Here is a 23,353-nt window from a genome sequence, read left to right on the forward strand (position 1 = left end):
CCTCAAATAATAATTAAAACTGTTTCAAAAATCTTAGATCATTCTCAAAGAACATTCTTAAATCATCAATACCGTATCTAAGCATTGATAATCTCTCAACACCCATACCAAAAGCAAATCCTTGGTAATTTTCAGAATCTATATTCCCAGCTTTTAATACTTTAGGATGCACCATACCACAACCAAGAACCTCTAACCAACCAGTGTGTTTACAAACTCTACAGCCTTTGCCATCGCACATTACACACTCCATATCAGCCTCCGCAGATGGCTCTGTGAATGGAAAATATGATGGTCTAAATCTTACTTTTAGATCCTTTTCAAAGAATGAGTTAAGAAAAGCATGTAACAAACCTTTTAGATCAGCAAATGAAACATCTTTATCTACAAGCAATCCTTCCACCTGATGAAACATAGGTGTATGTGTAATATCTGAATCACAACGATAAACTCTACCTGGAGCAATAATTCTAATAGGTGGTTGTTGCTTTTCCATAGTTCTGATCTGAACACCTGATGTATGAGTTCTAAGTACATGAGTATCATCAATATAAAAAGTATCATGCATAGCACGAGCTGGATGATGCGACGGTATATTTAGAGTCTCAAAATTATAATAATCACTTTCAATCTCAGGTCCTACTTCTACTGCAAAACCATTTTGTTTAAAAAATGCTTCAATTCGATTAAGTGTTTTTGTTACAGGATGTAGTGAACCTTGATTTTGCCCTACTCCTTTTAATGTAACATCAATTTTTTCACTTGCTAATTTTTCATTTAGTTCTGCTTCTTCAAATTTTGCTAATTTTTCATTAATAGCATTTTGAAGTGCTTCTTTTGCAATATTAACAGCTTGACCAAGCTTTGGCTTTTCTTCATTAGGTAGTGTAGCTATTAGCCTCATCATACCTGTCAGTTCACCTTTTTTACCAAGATATTTTACTCGAATATCATCTAGAGATTTTTTATCACTGACAAGATTTAGCTCTTCAAGAGCCTGATCTCTCATTTGATCAACTATTTGCATATTTATCCTTTATTTAAAAACTTGCAGATATTATAGACAAAAAAGATTTTTATTAAAATGTGGTAAGACAAACAATTTAAGAGTTTTAGTTAGTTTTTTTATTTAAGCCATATTTACTAATTATAAAAGCCCCTACAACACTTATTATTCCACCAACTATTGATATATATGCTTCTGTCTCTCCCAAGAGAATCGAACCTAAAAATAAAGAAATAATAGGCATAAAATATAACGAACTAATAGCGACTGTTGCGGGAATATTTCTAAAAGCATAACCCCAAAATAGGTAACCTAATGCTCCAGGAAATACTCCTATATAAATTACAACAAAGATACTTGTGAAATTTGCTGTAGATAATTCCACATAAGCCTCATTAGAATATACCATCAACATAATTGTGCCAAACCAAATACAATAGGTAATAGCTTCAATTGGGTGAAACTTTATAAATAAACTTTTCTGAAAAACTGAGTAAATAGCACCTGAAAAACAAGCTCCATAAACTAAGCAAATACCAATAAACTCAAATGAGGTATCATTCTTCGAACAAAAAATTACTGCAGCACCTATAATGGCTAAGACAAATCCGAAAATACCATACTTATTAATTTTTTCACCCCAGAATATAAATGCAAATATAGCTACAATTATAGGAGCCTGAGCTATAATAAAGTTAGCACTAGATGCAGTAATTCTAGATTCTCCTGAATTTAACAATACATTATATGCAAAGAAACCAAAAAAGCCTAAAATAGCAAATCTCAACAAATCTTTTAAATTAGGCTTAGTTTTATTTTTTTGTCTAACAAATATTATAAGCATAACAATACTAGCTATACCATATCTAGCTAAAGACAAGCCTCCAGCACTAAATCCATTTAGCATCAAATAACGTATTCCAATAAAAGCTGTTGACCACATTGTTATAGTCATTAGTAATAAAATTAATGCTTTTTTAGTAGAGAATTGATTATGCATAACTAGGTAATATAATTTAATCTTGGATCATTTTATTAAGTTTTTTGCCAATTACAAAAGCAATTATTGCAAAAACTATCGCAACTAGAGAAACATAGCCAAATAATTCCTGGTATTTATGGAAACTACTTATCGTCATCTGAATATCAAAGCCTTTTGACTCATCATATTGTATACCACTTGAAACTGCTTGAGCAATTGTTGTACCAATCTTAATACCAATAGCTGATGTTATAAACCATGTTCCCATAGCAAAGCCAGTTATTCTTTGAGGTAATAATTTAGCCATCAAAGACAATCCTAGAGCTGAGATTAATAATTCACCCGCTGAGAAAAACACTGTTATTGCTAAAACTTCCCAAAGTATACTAACTTTAGCTGTAGGATCATTAATCATACATGCTAAAAACATACTACCATATGCTAAACCACAGAATAGGATTCCCAAAGCAAACTTAAATGGTAAGCTAAAATCTTTCGCCCCTAGCTTTGTGTATATAAAAGCTAATATTGGGGACAATATAATTACACCAGCAGTATTTAAAACTCCAGGTATACTTTGAGGATTAACACTATAACCAAATAAATTTAAATTAACATGATGTACATTAAACAAGAAGAATGAGGTTGATTTCTGCTGATATATTATAAAAAACAGTACCGCATAAACTAATAAAATTATTGCAGCTACTATCTTTTTTCTTGAGCTAGGATCTTTCTCAACATAGATTTGAAAAGCAAATACTCCAAAAATAAGTCCCGCACCAAACCATAAAATATAATTAATAGTATCATTAGCTTGTAAAATTATACTAAGCCCCATGATAGCAATGATAAAAATTAACACGATGAGGATAGTTTTTAGATATCCAATATTTTTAAAATCGACTTCATTACCAATATTTTTGATACTAGAATAACTTAATATACTATTTAATATGCCTATCGCAAAACCTACAGAACACACACCATATGCAACAGTATAACCATATTTAGTTGCTAAAACGGGTATCAAAAGAGATGCAGATAGTGATCCTAAGTTTATTGACATATAAAAATATGTATAGACAGAATCTAATTTTAGTTTATCTGTATACATTCTAGAAATTAAGTTTGTAGGCGCTGGCTTAAATAATGAAGATCCCACAATAATACAAGCTAAACTTATATAAACATAGTTATCAATGCTTACAAAATAAGGGCTTAGTGCTAAGCTAAAATATCCAATTAAAAGAAAAATAGCTCCTAAAAACATAGTTCTTTTTATACCAAAGACTTTATCTGCGACATATCCACCAATAGCATTAAAAACATATGTTAATGAAGCAAAGCCACCAAATAGAAGTACTGCTTGTTTTTCTGTAAAATCAAAACCATATTGACTCATAAAAAATAAAATAGCCGTATAACTAAATCCGTAGTAACCAAATCTTTCAAAGAATTCGAAAAAACATAGCAAAAAGAATGAATTTTGCTTTCTAATATTCATCAATTTTATCCATAGTAATTTTATTTTAAATTCGATTATAGCTAGTATCGATCAGTATGATAAGAAAAAAATGCTTTAAAAGAATATTAATAATTAATCATTTACTAATTGATTGATAATCAAAAACTATTACTCGAGCTTTAATTTATATTTAAAATCAATTCTAAATCACTTATATTTAAGTTATAACCATTTTAGGTAAAAGAGTAATGTCAAATATTAAAGAAGTTAAATTTAAAAATATGGTTGCCTATGGATCAGGTGATTTTTTTGGTGGTGGCGCTTTTACTATTCTAGGTTTATGGCTAATGTACTTCTATACAAATATAGCTGGATTATCTGCTGCAGAGGCTGGGCTGATAGTAGCAATTGGTAGAGGTCTTGATGTATTTGCAGATCCAATTATGGGATATATTTCAGATAATTGGAGAGGACCTTTAGGTAGAAGAAGATTTTTCTTTGTAATAGGTGCTCCTCTAGTTTCAGTATTTGCATTACTTTGGATTCCTGGATTTGGTTTTTGGTATTACTTATTTGGTTATATTGCTTTTAACTTCATTTTTACGATGATTCAAGTCCCTTATGAAACATTAGCTGCGGAAATGACTGATAGCTATGATGTCAGATCAAAAATGACTGGAATTAGGATGATTTTCTCACAAAGCTCTAATATTATTGCAGGATTTTTACCCGCAGCTATTATGTATTTTTTTGCAGATGAAAAGACATCTTTTATAATTATGGGTATTATTTGTGCAATCCTATTCATGCTACCATGGTTCTTTGTTTATAAGTTCACTTGGGAAAGAAAAGTTGAAGTTTCAAAAAAAGATCACTCATCGTTATTAAAAGAAATAAAATTTATATTTATTAACATATTTTCGACACTACGAGTCCGAGCATTTAGACTTAATCTCTTGATGTATATCGGTGCTTTTGTTGCATTAGATGTATTTGGTGCAAGTTTCGCTTACTATTTTACTTTTATATTAGATTACAATATTAGTTCCGCATCAATTGTATATACCTGTTTTTCAATAATTCAGGTTATTTCGGTACCTATATTTGCATATTTATGTATAAAAGTTGGTAGTGTGATGAGCTATAGAATTGCTATTAGCTGTCTTATTGTAAGTATGTTTAGTTTCCTTGTTATTCCCATGTTTACTCCGATTCTTGCTCTAGTTTCATTTGTTGTAATTATATTTGTTTTAGGTTTCGCTAGAGCAGGATGCTATTTCACACCATGGAATATCTATAATTTTATTGCAGATATCGATGAAGCATTAACTACTAAAAGAAGAGAAGGAACTTTCGCTAGTACAATGACTGTTTCACGTAAATTAGTTCAAGCATTAGCATTTGCAATAGTTGGTTTTACATTATCTATATTTAATTTTAAAGCAGGGATAGTAACCCAGTCAGAATCTGCTTTATTAGGAATAAATATTTGTTTTATTGGCGGTACTATATTGTTTTGTATTATCGGAGCTATTGCAAGTTCAAGATTTAGATTAACTCAAGCAAAACATTCCATATTAGTAACTGAACTAGAGAGACTAAGAGCAGGAGGAGAACTTGAAAAGGCTCCCAAAGAAGCTATCAATATTGTTGAAGAACTTACTGGTTGGCCTCATGAAAAAACTTGGGGTCGAAATAACGCATTTTAGGATTATAAATTATGTTAGATATTTGCAAATTTGAACTAAGAGATACTCGAGCTGATCATATTTTATTTGAACAACCAGAGAAACAAATTTTTGTTAGAGTCTACGTATTAGAGGAAAATATTTTTAGAATACTTTTTACTAAATCTTTAAAGCCAGTATTAAATAAGACTTGGTCAATAACAAAAGATGATATTCTATTTGAAGGGACTGATAGGCTAGATACATCTAGTTTTAGCTGCCCTAAATTTGAAGCTTATGGTAATGGTGATTTTGCTTTTATAGAAACATCAAAACTAAAGTGTGAAATAAAACTTAATGGCTTTATTATAAATTGGTACAAAAAAGACAACTCTAATAAATGGATTAAAGTATCTCAAGACTTACAAACCCAAGCATATAATTTAGACTTCTGGTCAGATCGTGGTGTATATCATGCTATAAAAAAAGATCCTAATGCTATGTTTTTTGGTCTTGGTGAAAAGACTGGCTCTGTTAACCGTGATAAAAAACGATATGAAATGAAATCAATTGACCCTATGGGTTATGATGCAGAAAGCTCTGATCCTTTATATAAACACATTCCTTTTTTCATATCTCATAATCCTATAAATAAAAGTTCTTTTGGAGTTTTCTATGATAATTTAAGTGATAGTGTTTTTAACTTTGGTAAAGAGATTGATAACTATCATGGTCCTTATATTAGTTATGAGGCTAAAGCTGGAGATTTAGATTATTATTTTATAGTTGGTGATAAGATTGCTGATATTACAGAAACTTTTAGCACAATCACAGGAAAAACTATACTACCACCCTATTGGAGTTTATATTATTCAGGCTCAACAATGACCTACACAGATCTTCCAGATGCTCAAGATCAAATGGATAATTTTATTGATGACTGTCAAAAATATAATATCCAATGTGGTTCGTTCCAACTAAGTTCAGGGTATACCTCTATAGGTGACAAAAGATATGTCTTTAATTGGAATCATTCAAAATTCCCACATATAGAAGCTTTTACTAAAAAATATCATGATAATGGTATTAAACTATGTGCAAATATTAAACCTTGCTTACTCCAAGATCATCCTAAATTAGATGAAGTAGCTAGTTTTAATGGCTTTGTATATAACAAATATTATACTAAACCTGAACTTGTACAATATTGGGATGAACTAGGTTACTATTTAGACTTTACAAATCCAAAAACCATAGATTGGTGGCAAGACAATGTTACAAGACAGCTTCTAGAAAAAGGTATAGAATCTACATGGAATGATAATAATGAATATGAAGTCTATAATGGTGATGCGATATGTTATGGCTTTGGTAAAGAAATAAAAATCAAACATATAAAGCCAGTTCAGGCACTTCTTATGACTAAGTCTAGTTTTGAAGCTCAAAAAGCTTTTGCTCCAAACAAGCGTCCTTATCTAATTACAAGATCAGGATGTGCAGGACTACAAAGATATGCTCAAACTTGGACTGGTGATAACTATACTGAATGGAAAACTTTAAAATATAACTTAGAAATGTCTAAGGGTTTATCTTTATCAGGTATTTATAACTTTGGGCATGATATAGGTGGATTTAGTGGTCCTGCTCCAGAGCCTGAGCTATTAATACGTTGGATTCAACATGGTATATTTTATCCTAGATTTACTATTCACTCATGGAATGATGATAAATCAGTAAACACTCCTTGGATGTATCCAGAAGCTTTAAAAACTATTCAAGCTGCTTTTGACTTACGTAATGAAATAATTCCTTATATTTATCAATTATGTTATCAAGCTTATAAAAATGCTAAACCTGTTATTAAGCCAACTTTTTATGATTTTGAAAATGATGCGAAAACATTTCAAGAGACTCCAGACTTTATGATGGGAAATCTACTTATAGCAAATATTTTAGAAAAATATCAAAGAGTTCGAGAGATATACTTACCTGAGGGTTCAAACTGGTATGACTACTATACTGGGGAAATTTATCAAGGTGGAAAAACTATTAGTTTAAATGTAGATATACAAAGTATTCCAATATTTGTTAAAGAAGGAAGTGTAATTGTTATAAATAAACAAAAGGCTAAATTTAATAATTTTGAGCAAAATTTAGCATATAAGGTTTATCCTTCTTTAAATAAAGAAATTACTCAGCATCAAGTATATTTAGATGATGGTGAGACTATGGAATACCTAAATAATAAAAGTGGTATTTTACATATTCAACTTACAAATAAAAATGCTAAACTGGATATTAGTTGGAAATATGATGGTCATGAGAACTTTAGAGTTACTCAACCTCAAATAATCAATATGAATAAGGATTTAAAATATAATGCTTAATCTTCAAAAATTACATAATTGTAGTTTACCGAGTTATGATCGTAATAATTTAAAACCAGGAATATTGCATATAGGTATCGGAGCATTTCATAGAGCCCACCAAGTGTTCTATATTGATAAGTTACTTAATACTGATGATCAAAATGCCCTAAACTGGGGTTATATAAGTGGCACAATTAGAACTAATCAAAAATTAATTGATGATTTAAAAGCAAATGATTGCTTATATACATTATCAACCAATGATGAATCTAGCACTAAAAATACTATAATAGGTGCATTAAAAGATGTTTACTTTGCAGGTAATGGTCAATCTCAAGATCTAATAACTAAAATTTCAGATCCTAATATAAAAATAGTCACCTATACAGTTACTGAAAAAGGTTATTATGTTGATTTATCAACTCAAGAATTAAATTTTGAAAATTCTGATATAGCTTATGATTTGGCAAATATTAACTCTCCTAAAACTGCTATAGGAATTACAGTTGCTGGACTATATAAACGTTGGAATAAAAATGCTAAAGCTATAACTTTGTTAAGTTGTGATAATATGCCAAATAATGGCAAAATTCTAGAAAAAGCTATTCTAAACTTCTCAAGTAAAATAGATAAACAGTTTAGTATTTGGGTAGCAGAAAATGTGAGTTTCCCTAGCTCAATGGTAGATAGAATTGTTCCAGCTGTTACTCAACAAACTCTAGATAATATTGAAAATATGATTGGCCAAAAAGATATCTCAGCAGTAGCAACGGAAGAATTCTCTCAATGGGTTATCGAAGATAATTTTGCTAATGGTCGCCCCGCTCTAGAAAAAGTAGGCGTAGAATTTGTTGAAGATATAGAACCTTTCGAGAAATTAAAACTAACTATGCTAAATGGTAGTCATAGTTTGATCGCTTATCTAGGGGCTTATGCTGGTTTAAAAACAGTAGATGAAGTTATATCTAAGTCTGAGTTTTATAATTTTATTAAAAAATATATGCTAGAAATTGCAGCTCCATTAGTAGATGGTTTACCACAAGAGATCTCAACCAGTAAATATGCTGATAAACTTTTACATAGATTTGCTAACCCTCATTTAAAGCATAAGACTGAACAGATAGCCATGGATGGCTCTAAAAAAATACCTCAAAGATGGTTAGGATCATTAGCACATCTTTTAGAAAAAAAACAAAATTATGATATTTTGGCTCTAGGATTAGCAGGTTGGATATTATTTTGTAGTGGTAAAGATCAATATGGAAAAATATTAGAAATTAGTGATCCTCTACAAAATGATTATAAGTCAATATATCAAGAAAATACTCAAATTACTGATATAGTTAATTGTTTCTTATCATTAAAAAGCATATTCCCAGAAACAATAGCAACAAATAAGTATTTAAAAGAAAAAATAGTGTTTTTTATTGAAGAAATTAATAAAAATGGCGTTATTAAAACTCTTACTAAATTAGGAGAATAAAATGATAGAATCATGGCGTTGGTTTGGTCCAAATGATCCTGTATGTATCGAAGATATTATGCAAACTGGAGTTACTGATATTGTAACTGCTCTACACCATATACCTAATGGAAAAGTCTGGTCCGTAGAAGAAATTCAAAAAAGACAACTTGAGGTTGAGAGCTCTAATAAGCTGGGTAAAACAAATTTAATATGGTCTGTTGTAGAAAGTATTCCGGTTCATGAGGATATCAAAAGAGGTAAGTCTACACGTGATGAATATATAGATAACTACTGTCAAAGCATTCGTAATTTAGCTAAATGTGGTATTAAATTAATTATCTATAATTTTATGCCTGTATTAGATTGGACTCGTACAGATTTAGGTAAACAAACTTCCACAGGTGCAAAGACTTTATCTTTTGATGAGATAGCATTTGCTGCTTTTGATATTCATATATTAAAAAGACAAAATGCCGAGAAAGATTATAAAATTGATGTAATCTCTCAAGCAAAAGAATATTTTGAGAACATGTCAGATGCTGAAATAGAAAAACTTACAGGTAATATAATTGCGGGTCTACCTGGTGCTGAAGAAAGCTTTTCAGTAGAACAGTTTCAAGCAGCACTAGATGAGTATAAAGATATTAATAAAGAAAAATTACGTGAAAATTTAGTATATTTTTTGAAAAAAGTAATTCCGGTAGCCGAAGAAGTTGGAGCGAAGTTAGCTATACACCCTGATGATCCTCCGTTTGAATTATTCGGCTTACCAAGAATAATTAGCACTATAGAAGATTATGACTGGTTATTTGAAAATATACCATCTATGGCTAATGGTATAACATTCTGTGCTGGATCATTAGGTTCTAGATGGGATAATAATCTTCCTCTTATGGCGAAAAAAATTGGTAGAAGAATTTATTTTACACATCTAAGAAATGTTGCTCTTAATCCTAATAACCGCAGTTTCTATGAGGCTGAACACTTATGTGGCAATACAGATATGTATGCTCTTGTGAAAGAAATCTTAAAAATAGAAAAAGACTCGCAGCCTATATACATGCGACCAGATCATGGTCAACAAATGCTTTCAGATTTAGATAAAAAAACTAATCCTGGATATTCATGCATTGGACGCATGAAAGGTCTTGCTGAAGTTCGCGGTGTTGCATACGCTGTAAAAAGAGAACTAGAAAATGAGTCAAAATAAACTTTTAGCTATTGGCGAGTGTATGCTTGAGCTTAGTGGTCAAATCCAGTTAGGTTCTCAAGCTAAATTAAACTTTGGTGGCGATGTTTTAAATACAGCATTATATTTTGCAAGACTTAATGGAGATGTTTCTTTTCTCACAGCTCTTGGAGATGATAACTTTTCAGCTCAGATGATATCTCATTGGGATACTGAGAATATTAATACTTCTGAAGTTTTAAAAAAAAAAGGTAGGATCCCTGGCTTATATGCTATACAAACAGATAATCAAGGTGAAAGAAGTTTTTATTATTGGCGTGAACAAGCTCCTATCAAAGATATTTTCTATCACTTACCAAAAGAAAATTTAGATAGATATAATAAAGAGTATAATTACTTATATTTCTCAGGTATCTCTCTCTCAAGATGGGATGACAAACAGCTAGGTATATTTGCAAACTGGTTAAAAGATTTTAGAAACTCAGGTGATGACAAAGAAATAATTTTTGATTTAAATTATCGCCCTAAATGTTGGAGATCTAAAGAACAAACCAAAGCATTCTTAGAAAGAATACTAAAACATGTAACGATAGTTTTAACAACTTTTGATGATGAAGAGTTGCTTTTTGATGATGTTAATTATCAAAAAACCTTAGATAGATATAATAAATTTGATATTCCTATAGTTATTATTAAACACGGTACAAATCCTACTGTATTACAATATCAAAATACAATTAGCTTAATTAAAGCTACTAAAATAGTTACACCTATAGATACAACTGCAGCTGGAGATAGCTTTAATGCTGCTTTTTTAACAGCTTTCTCTAATAACCTAAATTTGCAAGCAAGTATTGAATTTGCTCAAAATTTTGCAGCTGAGATTATACAGCATCAAGGTGCTATAATTGATAAAAGCCATACAGACATCTACACAAATCAGTTAAAGGAGTTGATAAATGCCAACAGGTGAATTGCTCAAAAATAATCCCTTAATACCAGTGGTATCTGCAGATACTATTGAACAAGCAGAATCGATATTAAAAAAAGTAAGAGAGAAAAAGCTTAATATAGTTGAGTTCACCCTTAGAACACCTAATTCTTTAGATGTTATCGAAAAAGTAATCAAGTCTAATAATGATTTGATTATTGGCATAGGAACTATAACAAATATAGAGCTATTTAGAAAAGCAAGATTTCTTGAAGCTGATTTTTATGTTTCTCCAGGAGCTAGCCATGAATTACTAAAATTTGCCCAAGAACATAACCTTAAGTATCTACCAGGTGCTGTGACACCTTTTGAAATTATGACAGTCATGAGTTATGGTTTTAGAACTATCAAATTTTTTCCAGCTGAAGCATTTGGAGGAATTAAGCTTTTAAAAAACTATAAGGCAGTTTTCCCTGAAGTTAAATTTTGTGCAACTGGAGGAATTAATGCTCAAAATCAACAAGAGTATTTAAACCAAGAAAACATTATTGCTATAGGAAGTTCATCGTTAATATAAAGGAGGAGTATATGTTAAACGATAACGTATTAATGCCAGTAGATAAACAAACAAGAGATTTAGCTCTTGAGATTTATCAACATATAAAAAACCTACCAATAATCAGTCCTCATGGTCATACTGATCCAAAATGGTTTGATGAAAATCAAGCATTTGAAAACCCTGTTGAGCTTCTTATAAAACCTGATCATTATATTTTTAGAATGTTTTACTCTCAAGGTTTAAAGTTAGAGGATTTTGGAATTGCTCGAAAAGATGGTAAACCAGTTGAAACTGATCCTAAAAAAATATGGAAAAAAGTTGCAGAAAACTGGTATTTATTTAGAGGAACTCAAGTCGGTCTATGGTTTGATGCGCAACTTAAAGATGTATTTAAATATCATAAACCTTTTAATACTAAAACATCTGATGAACTATATGAACATATAGATAACTGTTTAAAGCAAAAAGAGTTTCTTCCTCGTGAAATATGTCAAAAGTTTAATATAAAGGTTATTGCTACTACCGATGATGTCGCTGATGATTTACAACATCATAAAAATATAGCTAATTCTAATTTTGAGTGTAAAGTAGTTCCAACATTTCGTCCAGATAGTGTCACAAATCCAGAGCTACACCCAGTTCATAAAAACATAAAGAAACTAGCAAAAAAACTTAATACAAAAATAGACTCCTATAATGACTTCATTAATGTTTTAGCAGAAAGACGTGAGTTTTTCAAAGCTAATGGAGCTACTGCTTCTGATCATGGTATTACAGTTCCAAATACTTATGATTTAAATAAAACCGAACGTCACAGTTTGTTTAAAAAAATAGTTTCCAATACTGCTAGCGCTAAAGAAAAACAAGTTTTTAGTGGTCAAATGCTTACTGAAATGGCAAAAATGGCTACTGATGATGGGCTTGTTATGCAAGTTCATGCTGGTGTTTTTAGAAATCATAACACACGTATCCAAAGAAAATTTGGTAATGATAAGGGTTGTGATATTCCTCTAAAATGTGATTATGTAAATGGCTTACATCCCCTTTTGAGTAAAGTTGGTAATAATCATAATTTCAAAACAGTACTATTTACTATGGATGAATCAACTTATTCACGTGAATTAGCTCCTTTAGCTGGACATTATCCAAGTGTTTTTTTAGGACCATCATGGTGGTTTAATGATTCTGCTGAAGGAATGAAAAGATTTCGCCATGCTGTAACAGAAACAGCAGGCTTCTATAACTGCTCAGGTTTTATAGATGATACTCGCGCCCTATTATCTATACCTGTTAGACATGATATAGCCAGACGTGTTGATTCAGTATACCTAGCAGAAATGGTTCTTCAAGGCAGAATATCTAAAGCTGATGCTTTTGATATTGCTTATGATTTAACTTATACACAATCAATTAGAATATTTAACATGAATCATTTACTAGGATAGTAAAATGCAACAAAATCAACAAAAATCGTCGAAGCTTTATGTAATTATTATTGTTGCTGTCGCTGCAATTGGTGGCTTACTATTTGGTTTTGATACCTCTATTATTGCTGGAGCTACTCCATTTATCCAAAAGGATTTCTTAGCAAGTCATTGGCAATTAGAAATGGTTGTAAGCTTTTGTGTGCTAGGAGCTTTTTTTGGAGCTTTAATAAGTGGTTATTTTACAGACAAATTTGGTCGTAAAAGAGTTATGATTGCTACCAGCTTATTATTTATAATTGGTACTTTAATAGCTTCTTTAGCTCCAGACATTGCAACATTAGTTATTGGTAGATTTATGTTAGGCGCAGCTATTGGTGTAGCATCTTATGCTGTTCCACTATTTATAGCAGAGGTTGCTCCAGCATCTAAAAGAGGATCTCTAGTACTTTGGAATGGAGCTTTTCTTACAGGTGGGCAAGTTATAGCATTTATAGTTGATTACTACCTAACTAGTAGCGGTAGTTGGAGGATTATGATTGCTACAGGTTTGGCTCCTGCGATAATGTTATTTATTGGAATGTGCTTTATGCCCTACTCACCTAAGTGGTTATTCTCTAAAGGAAGAAAGTATGAAGCTCGTGAAACTCTAGCTAAAATTAGAGAAACACAACAGGAGGTTTCTAAAGAATTATTAGCTATACAGCATAATCTTCAAACAACAACTAAGCCGAAATTTTCTGCTATTTTCAATAAGAAGGTCCGCCCTGTCTTATACATTGGCTTGGCTCTTGGAATATTTCAACAATTTTTTGGTATCAATACAGTAATGTATTATGGACCGTATATAATGGAAAATATTGGTTTTAATGGTAGTGAAATGCAAATGCTTATGACTCTTTCATTAGGGCTTGTTAACTTTATAGCTACAATTGTAACTATAATATTTATTGATAAGTTAGGGAGAAGAAAGTTTCTACTAATTGGATCTGCAATGGCTGCATTAAGTTTATTTAGTATGATTTATTTACTTAATAATGTTACGAGTAGTACAGTTGCAATATTAGCCTTAATTTGTCTTTTAATATATATTGTTGGATATTGTATTAGTGTTGGTTCTCTGTTCTGGCTAATTATTTCAGAAATTTTTCCTTTAAATGTTAGAGGATCTGCCATGAGTTTTGTAGCATCTATACAATGGCTAGCTAACTTTGTTGTTGCCGCAACATTCTTAACTATCTTAACAAAACTAGGAGTTTCATTTACTTTTGGAATATATGCTTGTGTAGCAAGTTTAGCATTTATTATTACATATCTTTTTGTTCCAGAAACAAAAGGGATTGATCTAGAGACTATTGAAAATAATCTTAATAAAGGTATAAAAACAAGATATTTGGGTAAAGAAATTTAAATTAATTTAAAGGAGAAATATTATGTCTCAAACAGCAGAAAATACATTTGGCGAGTTTCGTAATTATACAGATAGTAAATTCCAAGATCGTGTAGAAAGAACATATAGAGAAATGCATATTAATCAAAACCCAGATTATGTTACTCAAATGAAGCAAAAATATTTTAAACTTGAGCTTGGTAATATGGATGTTTATGAAGTATTTAAACTTCTTGAAAATGTTCATGATGAAAGTGATCCTGATAATGATTTACCACAAATTGAACATGCATATCAAACAGCAGAGGCTTGTCAAAATAAATTCTTAAAAAATAATACTGAAATTAGAGAAAATGCTTTAATTAGATCATTATTTAGAGATCATGAATGGCAAAGTCTACCTATAGAATGGCAAAACTTCTATTCTCAAAAAGAAACTTTATCTAATCTTTATAGCCATATTAAAGACTGGTCATGGCTTCCTCTTGTAGGATTCATCCATGACTTAGGAAAAATCATGACTCTACCAGAATATGGTGAGCTACCTCAATGGTCAACAGTTGGAGATACTTACCCAATCGCTTGTCCTTTTGCTACTGCTAATGTTTTTGCCCATAGAGAATTTGTTAAAGATTCTAAAGATTATAATGACTATAATAATGAATCTGAAACTCATTATGGAAAATATAAGAAAAAATGTGGCTTTGATAATGTCGATATGAGTTTTGGCCATGATGAATATATTTATAAAGTATTCGAGCAAGGTAGTGATATACCATATGAAGGATTATATCTTCTACGATATCACTCATTTTATCCATGGCATACTCCTCAAACTGGGGGACATGCTTATCAAGAGCTAGCTAATGAAAGAGATTGGTTGTTACTACCTTTATTAAAAGCTTTCCAAAAAGCTGATTTATATTCTAAGCTACCAGAATTACCTCCTAAAGATGTATTAGAAATCAAATACAGAGCTCTTTTAGATAAATGGATACCAGAGAAAAAAATAAATTGGTAATATCAATTTTTATCAAAAATAAATACTAGTAAGTGCTATTATAATATTAATGCAATAAATTTATTGTTTATATGAACATCAAAAAATCAGATATATTTAACTATGCATTTATAGCGTTTCCCGTAGCCTTTGCCAGTATTCCTATATATATATTTATACCTGAATATTATCATTCAAACTTTGGTATAAATTTGGTAGTTTTGAGTATAGTTCTTTTTATCTTAAGAACATTAGATGCTATATTCGACCCTATAATAGGTTGGTATTGTGATAAATTTCATTATCTTAGTAAAATTAGTTTAATAGCTATAATCGCTATATTCATAGCTGGTGTTTATATTATATGTATCCCTGTATTTACAAATATTATAGTCAATCTTGCCCTTGGAATTTTTTTATCTACACTGGCTTTTAGCTATATTACAATATTTTCAACTACTAAAGGCGCGCTTTGGTTGAAGGATGATAATAGCAAATCGGTTGTAATCTCATCTCGAGAAATTTCTAACATTTTAGGAGTGTTGGTAGCTTCTGTATTACTATCTATTTTTTTAGCTATAATGCCTCACCAGAATGGTTATTTTCTATATGCTATAGTGGCAATAATATTAATTATTATATCTAGTGTATTTTTCTTAAAATGGATAAATAAAGTTAATCTAGAAGATAAATCTAAACACGTAATATATAGTTTTAATATTAAAAACTATATTAATCACCTAGATAGAGATGGTATATTTCTATTCGTAGGGTATACAGTTAGTACTATAGGTTCTACTTTACCTGCTGTGACTATTATTTTCTTTAGTAAATATATTCTAAAAACACCAGATTTAACTGGATTATATATATTTGTGTATTTCTTAGGAGCAATAATTTTTATACCTATAATGAAGAAGATATCACTAAGATTTGGAATTATTAAAACGTGGGGTTATGCCCTTCTATTTTATGCTGGTATATTTTCTTTTATTTTTGCATTATCAAACGGTGACTATATACTTTTTACTATTATTAGCTTTATCTCTGGTGCCGGACTTGCTACAGAACTAATTCTTCCAAGTATTCTTTTAGCTAAATGGATAGATAGTTATCCTGAACGAAAAGAGCTTGGTAATGGTTACTATGCTATGCTCACATTTATTGCTAAGTTTAGTTATGCAATAGCTACGATTATAACATTTCCTATTATTAATTCTTCTTTTGCTTCAGATTCTGATAATCTTGAGATATCTCTTAGATTTGTATACTGTGTTTTACCTTGCCTTTGTAAATTAATAGCTGCTGCAATTATATTCTCATGGTATAAAAGTTTATATAAATCTCCAGCTTATAAATAGATATCTTAAAATTTCATTTAATACTTGCATTTTAATTTTTTGAACTACTATATTTGTTAAATAGTCAGAACCATTTTTCTGGCTAAGTTCTAATTGGTTAACTAAAAGATTAAAATACTCACTCCTTTTACAGATTCATCATTTACTTTAGCAATGCATGGTGCTTTAAATTCTTCTTTATCATCAATACGCAGTTATTTGTAGCTATATTCCTTTAAATATCTTGTAGATTATTAGCAACTGATAGATTAATAAAAAAACAAAAAACTAACATTAATGAAACTTTTCTAAACATATTTTATTTTCCTTCATTTTTTTGACATTTATACAAAAAAATTACTGTTTAACAATAAATAATTATTGATAAACAGTAAAATAAATCTAAAATAGATATCATATCTCTAAATACAAGGAATAAAGTTATGCAAAATTTAGAAAAAATCAGTAAGTTCTACAAAAATATTTTTAGAATAGTGTTTGTATTGATAATAATATCTGTTCCAACATTTTGGGCTTTTGCACAGAGCGAATATATACCCAATGTCACAGATACAGCACAGCAGTATATCGATCAAATGTCACAACCAATAGCTTTAGATACTAGGATTATAGGACTTTTAGTTAGCTTGATACCAGTTTCAGTAATACTTTATATAATTGCTCTTTTAATCAAATTATTTACGTGTTATGAGAGACTTGAGGTCTTTTCTTCGAAAGTGGTTTTGATATACAAAAGATTAGGATGGGGATTGATATATTATTTTTTTGCTCAAATTATTTTTGAGCCTTTAATATCATTGACTCTAAGCTATCATAATCCTATAGGTGAACGTTTCGTAGGTATATCAATTGGTACTAACGAAATTCTAGCATTGTTATGTGGGGGAGTAATTATAACAATATCAAAGGTTATGCAAAAAGCTCATGAACTTGCTGAAGAAAACGATTTAACAATTTAAGGATATTTAAATGGCTATAAGAGTTAACTTAGCTAAAATTATGATTGAAAAACAGATAAAATCAAAAGATTTAGCTAAAGCTATTGGAATTACCGAGCAAAATTTATCTATTTTAAAAAATGAAAAAGCAAAAGCTATTAGATTTTCTACTTTAGAAGCAATTTGTAAATATCTAAATTGTCAACCTGGAGATATCTTAATTTATGAAAATTAAGTTCTTATGAAATATAACTATACAAATATTTACATATATTGTTACAATTATATTTAAATAAATTAATCTTAGATGCTATAAAAATATGAATCCAACAAATTTATGCAAGTACTTTTTTGTTTTAACTATATTTTTTATAAATATAAGTTTTGCAAGTTCTGATAAATATCACTTAGAAACTCCTCCTATACCGGCAGGAAGTTATAAACCTGATTTTAGAGATATGAAAAATGTATCTGAAAAGAAAAAAAGTTTTATTAACTTTATGTCAAAAGAAATAGATGAAGCTAATCAAGAACTATGCAAACAAAGACAAACTATTTTAAAACTACAAAATATTCTTAATAACAAACAAGATTTAGATGAAAATCAAATAACAAAAGTCAAAAAATATACATTATTCTATAAAATATGGGATGCTAAGACCTTACCAGAACAAGTTAATGCTTTAGTTACAAAAGTTAATATCGCACCTAAAAGTCTAGTAATTGCTCAAGCAATTCTTGAAACTGGCTGGGGAACATCTAGATTTGCAGTTGACTATAATAATTATTTTGGATTACACTGCTTTGAAGAAAATTGTGGTGTCAAGGCTAAAGATTCAGATGTACAAGTAGAGACATTCAAAGATGTTGGAGATAGTATTCTTGGATACTACTTTAGATTAAATACAGGAGAAAAATTTGCTAAATTCAGGCAAGTCAGACAAACCGGTGGTATTGACTCAAATAATACAGATCAATTAATAAATACACTAACAGATTATTCTTCGCTAGGTGGAGATGAATATCAAAATAGATTAAATAGTGTAATTAAATCAAATAATTTAGATAAACTTAAAACTTCTTGTTAAATAATAAGTTCTGAATTAAAGAGATAAGTTCTGTTGTTGATCTGATGATAAACTATCTGGTATTTTTAATTTAAAATGATTGTATGCAAGTAGAGTTGCTATACGTCCTCTTGCTGTACGCATAATGTATCCTTGCTGAATTAGATAAGGTTCTATAACATCCTCAATAGTACCCTTTTCTTCACTAAGTGCCGCTGCCATTGTATCTAATCCTACAGGCCCACCACCAAATTTTTCCATCAAAGTAAGTAAATATTTATGATCCATATGATCAAATCCTACAGGATCGACTTTTAACATTGTAAGAGCTTTATCAGCAATATCATAAGATATAACCCCAGAAGCTTTAACTTGAGCATAATCTCTAACTCTACGTAGCAATCTATTCGCTATTCTTGGTGTACCTCTTGAACGTTTAGCAATTTCGTTAGCACCTTCATCAGTAATATCAAGATCTAAAAGCTTAGCTGAACGATAAACTATCTTAGCTAAATCCTCAACCGAGTAGAATTCTAGCCTTTGAATTATACCAAATCTATCCCTGAGAGGTGAAGTCAAAAGACCTGCTCTAGTTGTAGCTCCAACTAATGTAAATGGTGGCAAATCAATTTTGATTGATCTAGCAGCAGGACCTTCACCAATCATAATATCAAGCTGATAATCTTCCATAGCGGGATATAATATTTCTTCAACAACAGGACTTAAACGGTGTATTTCATCAATAAACAAAACATCATTTTCTTCTAAGTTAGTCAAAAGTGCCGCCAAATCTCCAGCTTTCTCTAAAACTGGACCACTTGTCTGCTTAAGTTCCACTTCCATTTCATTGGCTATAATATTTGATAATGTTGTTTTACCTAAACCTGGAGGCCCAAATATAAGAGTATGATCAAGAGCATCATTTCGCGATTTCGCAGCTTGAATAAAAATCTCCATTTGTTCACGTACCGCAGGCTGACCTTCATACTCAGCTAAAGTTTTTGGTCTTATAGCTCTATCAATAAAGTTTTCATCTTTAGTTTGTACAGTATTTGCTGAAATTATTCTATCTGTCTCGATCATACTTTAATCTTCTAATAAAAATTTGATCCTATTATAACATTTTTAGTGTTTTTAATATTAACTTATAGCTACTATTATTATTTGCTATGGATCATTCTAAATGCTTAGAATTGAGTAATTTTGCCACCTTAATTATTTATACTAAAAATATTGATTGATAAACTTTGAAAAAGATAAATGTTTTGTCTAAAATCTATTTATAAAATCGACATTAATATATGGAGAAAATAGTGGATTTAAAAGACTTTAAACAAATAGAGCTTTCTCACTTTACCGATACTAAATCAATAAACTATCTTAGAGATGATGCTAGCCACCTTCTTTACCTAGAAAGTTCTGCTTTAGAGGTCTTTAGAGATTATAAAGATCATGACGCTTTGACAGTTAGAGCAGATCTCAATATAAAAGATGTAAAAACGAAAATAATCGATAATCATAAAGATTTTGCACTAGTAATTAGTGCTGATGATAAAGTTGTAGGAACAATTGCTCTTCATTATATAGAAAGCCAAGCACTTCAAGAAAGAGCTAGAAGCTCAGGTACAAAACCAGCTGATTTAGTTGCACATGATATTATGTTACCAATAGCTAAGGTAAATATAGTATCTTATTCTATTATAAAAAATACTAAAATTGGTCATATTCTTAACACTTTAATTAATTCGGATTACCATCATATTGTAGTATATGATAAGAATGAAAGTGGTGAAAAATATATTCGTGGTTATTTCTCTCTACCATATATTAGAAGAAAGCTTGGCTTAGATGTCTATCACGTTTATCAAAAAGAAGGTGTCTCTAATCTTAATAAAGGTATCTAACTGTTTTAATACTAATCAATATATTTTTCTATAACGTTGTAAAATTGGGTCGCCATAATCGTATATCCTTTTGCATTAGGGTGTACAGCATCAACCATTAAATCTTGATGACCTATAATTCCTTCTAAAACATTAGGAACTAACAAACATCCATTAGTTTTTGCAAATTTAATATAGTCTTCAGCATAATCATTTTTATAATATGGTATGTCTAAACCTCCAATAACAACTAATGCTCCATTTGCCTGTAGTATATTTACTATACGTCTTAAATTTGCAAAAGCTTGATCCGCAGGAATTCTTTTTCTAAGGTCATTTGCTCCTAGTGATACTATTACTATTCTAGGATTAGATTGAACCACATCTTCAATTCTTAATAATGCTTGAGCTGTTGTTTCACCAGATACTCCCATATTTATTACAGGCTCGCCAATCATTCTTGATAATTGAGATGGATAGTTATCATATTCATCTACACCATATCCAGCTGTTAAGCTATCACCCAAAGCAACTATACTCTCTCCTTGTGGATTTTGATTAACAATTGGCCAATTATTATATTTTTGGTAGATAAAATAATAGTATGAAAGTGCTAATAAAAGTATCAAAAAAATGACAAGAAGTATTTTCTTCATCAGATAAGTATCACTAAAAATAAATATGTTAGAAATTATAAAATAGTAACTTGGAAAATACTATCTATAGTAATAACAATTATAAGTAGAATTTCGACATGGATTTTATAAAAATTATCTTTTGTGATTTAAAAGATTTTCTAAAACTTCAGATATTTTATTGAATGAAAGATTTGAATAATCTAGCAAAAGATCTTTTGTACCGTGAGTCAAAAACTCATCTTTTAAACCGAAATTTCTGATAATTATATTTTTACTTAGATCATTGGCAAGTATATACTCATTAACTGCAGAACCAGCCCCACCAGCTATTGAACTTTCCTCAAGTGTAAATATAATCTCATGATTTTGACATATTTGATTAATCATTTGTTCATCAAGAGGTTTTACAAACCTCATATCAACTATAGTAGTATCATATTTATCAGCTAACTGGTTAGCGAGTGGTAGTAAAGTTCCAAAATTTAAAATAGCAACTCTTGAACCTTTTTTAACAAGCTTTGCTTTACCGAGCTCTATATCAAGACTATCAGTAATTTCAGCTCCAGTACCTGCCCCGCGAGGATAGCGTACCATTGCTGGCCCCTTGTATTCATATCCAAGCTCAAGCATATGATGTGTTTCATTTTCATCACTTGGAGTCATAATCACATGATTTGGGATACAACGCATAAATGATATATCAAAACTACCATCATGAGTTGCTCCATCTGCTCCAACAAGACCAGCTCTATCAACAGCATACAAGACATCTAAATCTTGTAATGCTATATCATGTATAACCTGATCATAAGCTCTTTGTAGAAATGTTGAGTAGATAGCGACTACAGGCTTAAGTCCTTGACAAGCTAAACCACCTGCAAAAGTTACTGCGTGCTGCTCAGCAATTGCTACATCAAAGTACCTATTTGGATATTGTTGTGAAAATCTAATTAAATCCGAGCCTTCCTTCATAGCTGGGGTTACACCTACTAAGCGCTGATCTTTAGCTGCTTTTTGATAAATCCAATTACCAAATATATTTGAGTACGTTGGCTTAGAAGCTTTTGATTGAGCATCCCCACTGTGAAAACTTGGTGCAACATGATGAAACTTGATAGGATCAGATTCTGCTTTAGTATAACCTTTACCTTTTTTGGTAATTACATGTAAAAGTTTTGGACCTTTATGATCTTTTAAAATTCTTAAAGTCTTTACCAACTCTGTAACATTGTGCCCATCTATTGGACCCACATAATAAAAACCTAAATCTTCAAAAAAATTTGCAGGGACAAACATTCCTTTAGTCTGTGTTTCTATCTTTTTTACAAACTCAAACATTGGTGGAATATTTTTAAGAACTTCCTTTCCTTTTTCACGAATAGAGTTATAAAAGCCACCTGAAATAATCTTACTAAAATGAGCAGAAAGACCACCGACATTATCAGAAATTGACATTTCGTTATCATTGAGAATAACAAGGATGTCTTCTTTAATTCCTCCTGCATGATTAAGTGCCTCAAATGCCATACCGCCAGTTATAGCGCCATCTCCAATTACAGCAATTGAATTAGAGTGCTTACCTTGTAGTCTATCTGCAATAGCCATACCGAGTGCTGCACTTATTGAAGTACTTGAATGCCCTACTCCAAAGGTATCATATTCACTTTCAGATCGCTTCGGAAAACCTGAGATTCCACCATCTTTTTTGATAGTAATAAGCTTATCTTTTCTACCTGTTAGAATTTTATGAATATATGTTTGATGACCCACATCCCAAACTATATTATCATAAGGCGTGTTATAGACATAATGCAAAGCAACTGTCAATTCTGTAGCACCAAGACTACTTGCGAAATGCCCACCACTTACATCTAAGGTGTCTACCAAAAAAGCTCTTAACTCAGATGCTAATTCTTTAAGCTGACCCTCTGGTACAAGCTTAAGATCTGCAGGGGTATTTATCTTATCTAAAATAGTATATTTTGACATAGTATAAAATCTTAATCTAACCCAAAA

General features: G+C 30.5%; 20 protein-coding genes. 14 read left to right on the forward strand and 6 right to left on the reverse strand.

The window, feature by feature from the left end; all coding sequences use genetic code 11:
* Nucleotides 1-13: 13 nt before the first annotated feature.
* The 3 genes from pheS to ACKTR7_RS01020 all read right to left on the reverse strand — a co-directional run bounded on the left by pheS (nt 14) and on the right by ACKTR7_RS01020 (nt 3,498).
* Complete coding sequence (pheS, locus tag ACKTR7_RS01010) at nt 14-1,027, reverse strand: phenylalanine--tRNA ligase subunit alpha (RefSeq protein WP_222829704.1); 1,014 nt, start codon at nt 1,025-1,027, stop codon at nt 14-16.
* Nucleotides 1,028-1,112: 85 nt separating this feature from the next.
* Entirely contained in the window at nt 1,113-2,006 is an 894-nt protein-coding gene (locus ACKTR7_RS01015) for a DMT family transporter (protein WP_407876616.1), read from the reverse strand.
* 16 nt (nt 2,007-2,022) lie between these two features.
* A complete protein-coding gene (locus ACKTR7_RS01020) occupies nt 2,023-3,498 on the reverse strand; it encodes a peptide MFS transporter (protein WP_407876617.1) in 1,476 nt (491 codons plus the stop codon).
* Nucleotides 3,499-3,704: 206 nt separating this feature from the next.
* On the opposite strand from ACKTR7_RS01020, the gene ACKTR7_RS01025 reads away from it, so the two are divergent.
* The 13 genes from ACKTR7_RS01025 (at nt 3,705) to ACKTR7_RS01085 (ending at nt 18,837) form a co-directional block, all read left to right on the forward strand.
* Nucleotides 3,705-5,165 (forward strand): MFS transporter, encoded by a 1,461-nt coding sequence (locus tag ACKTR7_RS01025; RefSeq protein ID WP_407876618.1) that lies wholly within the window; start codon nt 3,705-3,707, stop codon nt 5,163-5,165.
* Nucleotides 5,166-5,176: 11 nt separating this feature from the next.
* Nucleotides 5,177-7,510 (forward strand): glycoside hydrolase family 31 protein, encoded by a 2,334-nt coding sequence (locus ACKTR7_RS01030; protein WP_407876619.1) that lies wholly within the window; start codon nt 5,177-5,179, stop codon nt 7,508-7,510.
* Nucleotides 7,503-8,975 carry a mannitol dehydrogenase family protein gene (locus tag ACKTR7_RS01035; protein WP_407876620.1) on the forward strand — a complete coding sequence of 491 codons (1,473 nt, stop codon included), beginning with the start codon at nt 7,503-7,505 and terminating at the stop codon, nt 8,973-8,975. Before ACKTR7_RS01030 ends, ACKTR7_RS01035 begins: the two co-directional genes overlap by 8 nt.
* A 1-nt stretch (nt 8,976) precedes the next feature.
* Entirely contained in the window at nt 8,977-10,167 is a 1,191-nt protein-coding gene (gene uxuA / locus ACKTR7_RS01040; protein ID WP_407876621.1) for a mannonate dehydratase, read from the forward strand.
* The gene (locus ACKTR7_RS01045) at nt 10,154-11,119 is read left to right on the forward strand and encodes a sugar kinase (protein ID WP_407876622.1); all 966 of its coding nucleotides are present in this window, start codon (nt 10,154-10,156) and stop codon (nt 11,117-11,119) included. Before uxuA ends, ACKTR7_RS01045 begins: the two co-directional genes overlap by 14 nt.
* Nucleotides 11,106-11,654 carry a bifunctional 4-hydroxy-2-oxoglutarate aldolase/2-dehydro-3-deoxy-phosphogluconate aldolase gene (gene eda, locus ACKTR7_RS01050; RefSeq protein ID WP_004287738.1) on the forward strand — a complete coding sequence of 183 codons (549 nt, stop codon included), beginning with the start codon at nt 11,106-11,108 and terminating at the stop codon, nt 11,652-11,654. Before ACKTR7_RS01045 ends, eda begins: the two co-directional genes overlap by 14 nt.
* 11 nt (nt 11,655-11,665) lie before the next feature.
* On the forward strand, nt 11,666-13,081 hold the full coding sequence (gene uxaC, locus ACKTR7_RS01055; protein ID WP_407876623.1) for a glucuronate isomerase: 1,416 nt from the start codon (nt 11,666-11,668) through the stop codon (nt 13,079-13,081).
* 4 nt (nt 13,082-13,085) lie between these two features.
* Entirely contained in the window at nt 13,086-14,471 is a 1,386-nt protein-coding gene (locus ACKTR7_RS01060; RefSeq protein WP_407876624.1) for a sugar porter family MFS transporter, read from the forward strand.
* Between the two features lie 22 nt (nt 14,472-14,493).
* Entirely contained in the window at nt 14,494-15,471 is a 978-nt protein-coding gene (locus ACKTR7_RS01065; RefSeq protein WP_407876625.1) for an inositol oxygenase family protein, read from the forward strand.
* Nucleotides 15,472-15,542: 71 nt separating this feature from the next.
* A complete protein-coding gene (locus ACKTR7_RS01070) occupies nt 15,543-16,811 on the forward strand; it encodes an MFS transporter (RefSeq protein ID WP_407876626.1) in 1,269 nt (422 codons plus the stop codon).
* Between the two features lie 422 nt (nt 16,812-17,233).
* On the forward strand, nt 17,234-17,770 hold the full coding sequence (locus tag ACKTR7_RS01075; protein WP_407876627.1) for a DUF2975 domain-containing protein: 537 nt from the start codon (nt 17,234-17,236) through the stop codon (nt 17,768-17,770).
* A gap of 10 nt (nt 17,771-17,780) precedes the next feature.
* Complete coding sequence (locus ACKTR7_RS01080; protein WP_407876628.1) at nt 17,781-17,984, forward strand: helix-turn-helix domain-containing protein; 204 nt, start codon at nt 17,781-17,783, stop codon at nt 17,982-17,984.
* Nucleotides 17,985-18,069: 85 nt separating this feature from the next.
* A complete protein-coding gene (locus ACKTR7_RS01085; protein WP_407876629.1) occupies nt 18,070-18,837 on the forward strand; it encodes a glucosaminidase domain-containing protein in 768 nt (255 codons plus the stop codon).
* A 15-nt stretch (nt 18,838-18,852) separates the two neighbouring features.
* Here ACKTR7_RS01085 and ruvB read toward each other — a convergent pair whose 3' ends face one another.
* On the reverse strand, nt 18,853-19,899 hold the full coding sequence (gene ruvB / locus ACKTR7_RS01090; protein ID WP_044526213.1) for a Holliday junction branch migration DNA helicase RuvB: 1,047 nt from the start codon (nt 19,897-19,899) through the stop codon (nt 18,853-18,855).
* Between the two features lie 230 nt (nt 19,900-20,129).
* Here ruvB and ACKTR7_RS01095 point away from each other — a divergent pair, with 230 nt between their 5' ends.
* Entirely contained in the window at nt 20,130-20,720 is a 591-nt protein-coding gene (locus ACKTR7_RS01095) for a CBS domain-containing protein (protein WP_222829709.1), read from the forward strand.
* Between the two features lie 11 nt (nt 20,721-20,731).
* On the opposite strand, the gene ACKTR7_RS01100 is transcribed toward ACKTR7_RS01095, so the two are convergent.
* A complete protein-coding gene (locus tag ACKTR7_RS01100; RefSeq protein ID WP_407876630.1) occupies nt 20,732-21,355 on the reverse strand; it encodes an arylesterase in 624 nt (207 codons plus the stop codon).
* Between the two features lie 114 nt (nt 21,356-21,469).
* Nucleotides 21,470-23,326 (reverse strand): 1-deoxy-D-xylulose-5-phosphate synthase, encoded by a 1,857-nt coding sequence (gene dxs / locus ACKTR7_RS01105; protein WP_407876631.1) that lies wholly within the window; start codon nt 23,324-23,326, stop codon nt 21,470-21,472.
* Nucleotides 23,327-23,353 lie beyond the last annotated feature (27 nt).

Origin of the sequence: Francisella sciaenopsi (genome assembly GCF_045862875.1) — a bacterium.
Classification (GTDB): domain Bacteria; phylum Pseudomonadota; class Gammaproteobacteria; order Francisellales; family Francisellaceae; genus Francisella; species Francisella sciaenopsi.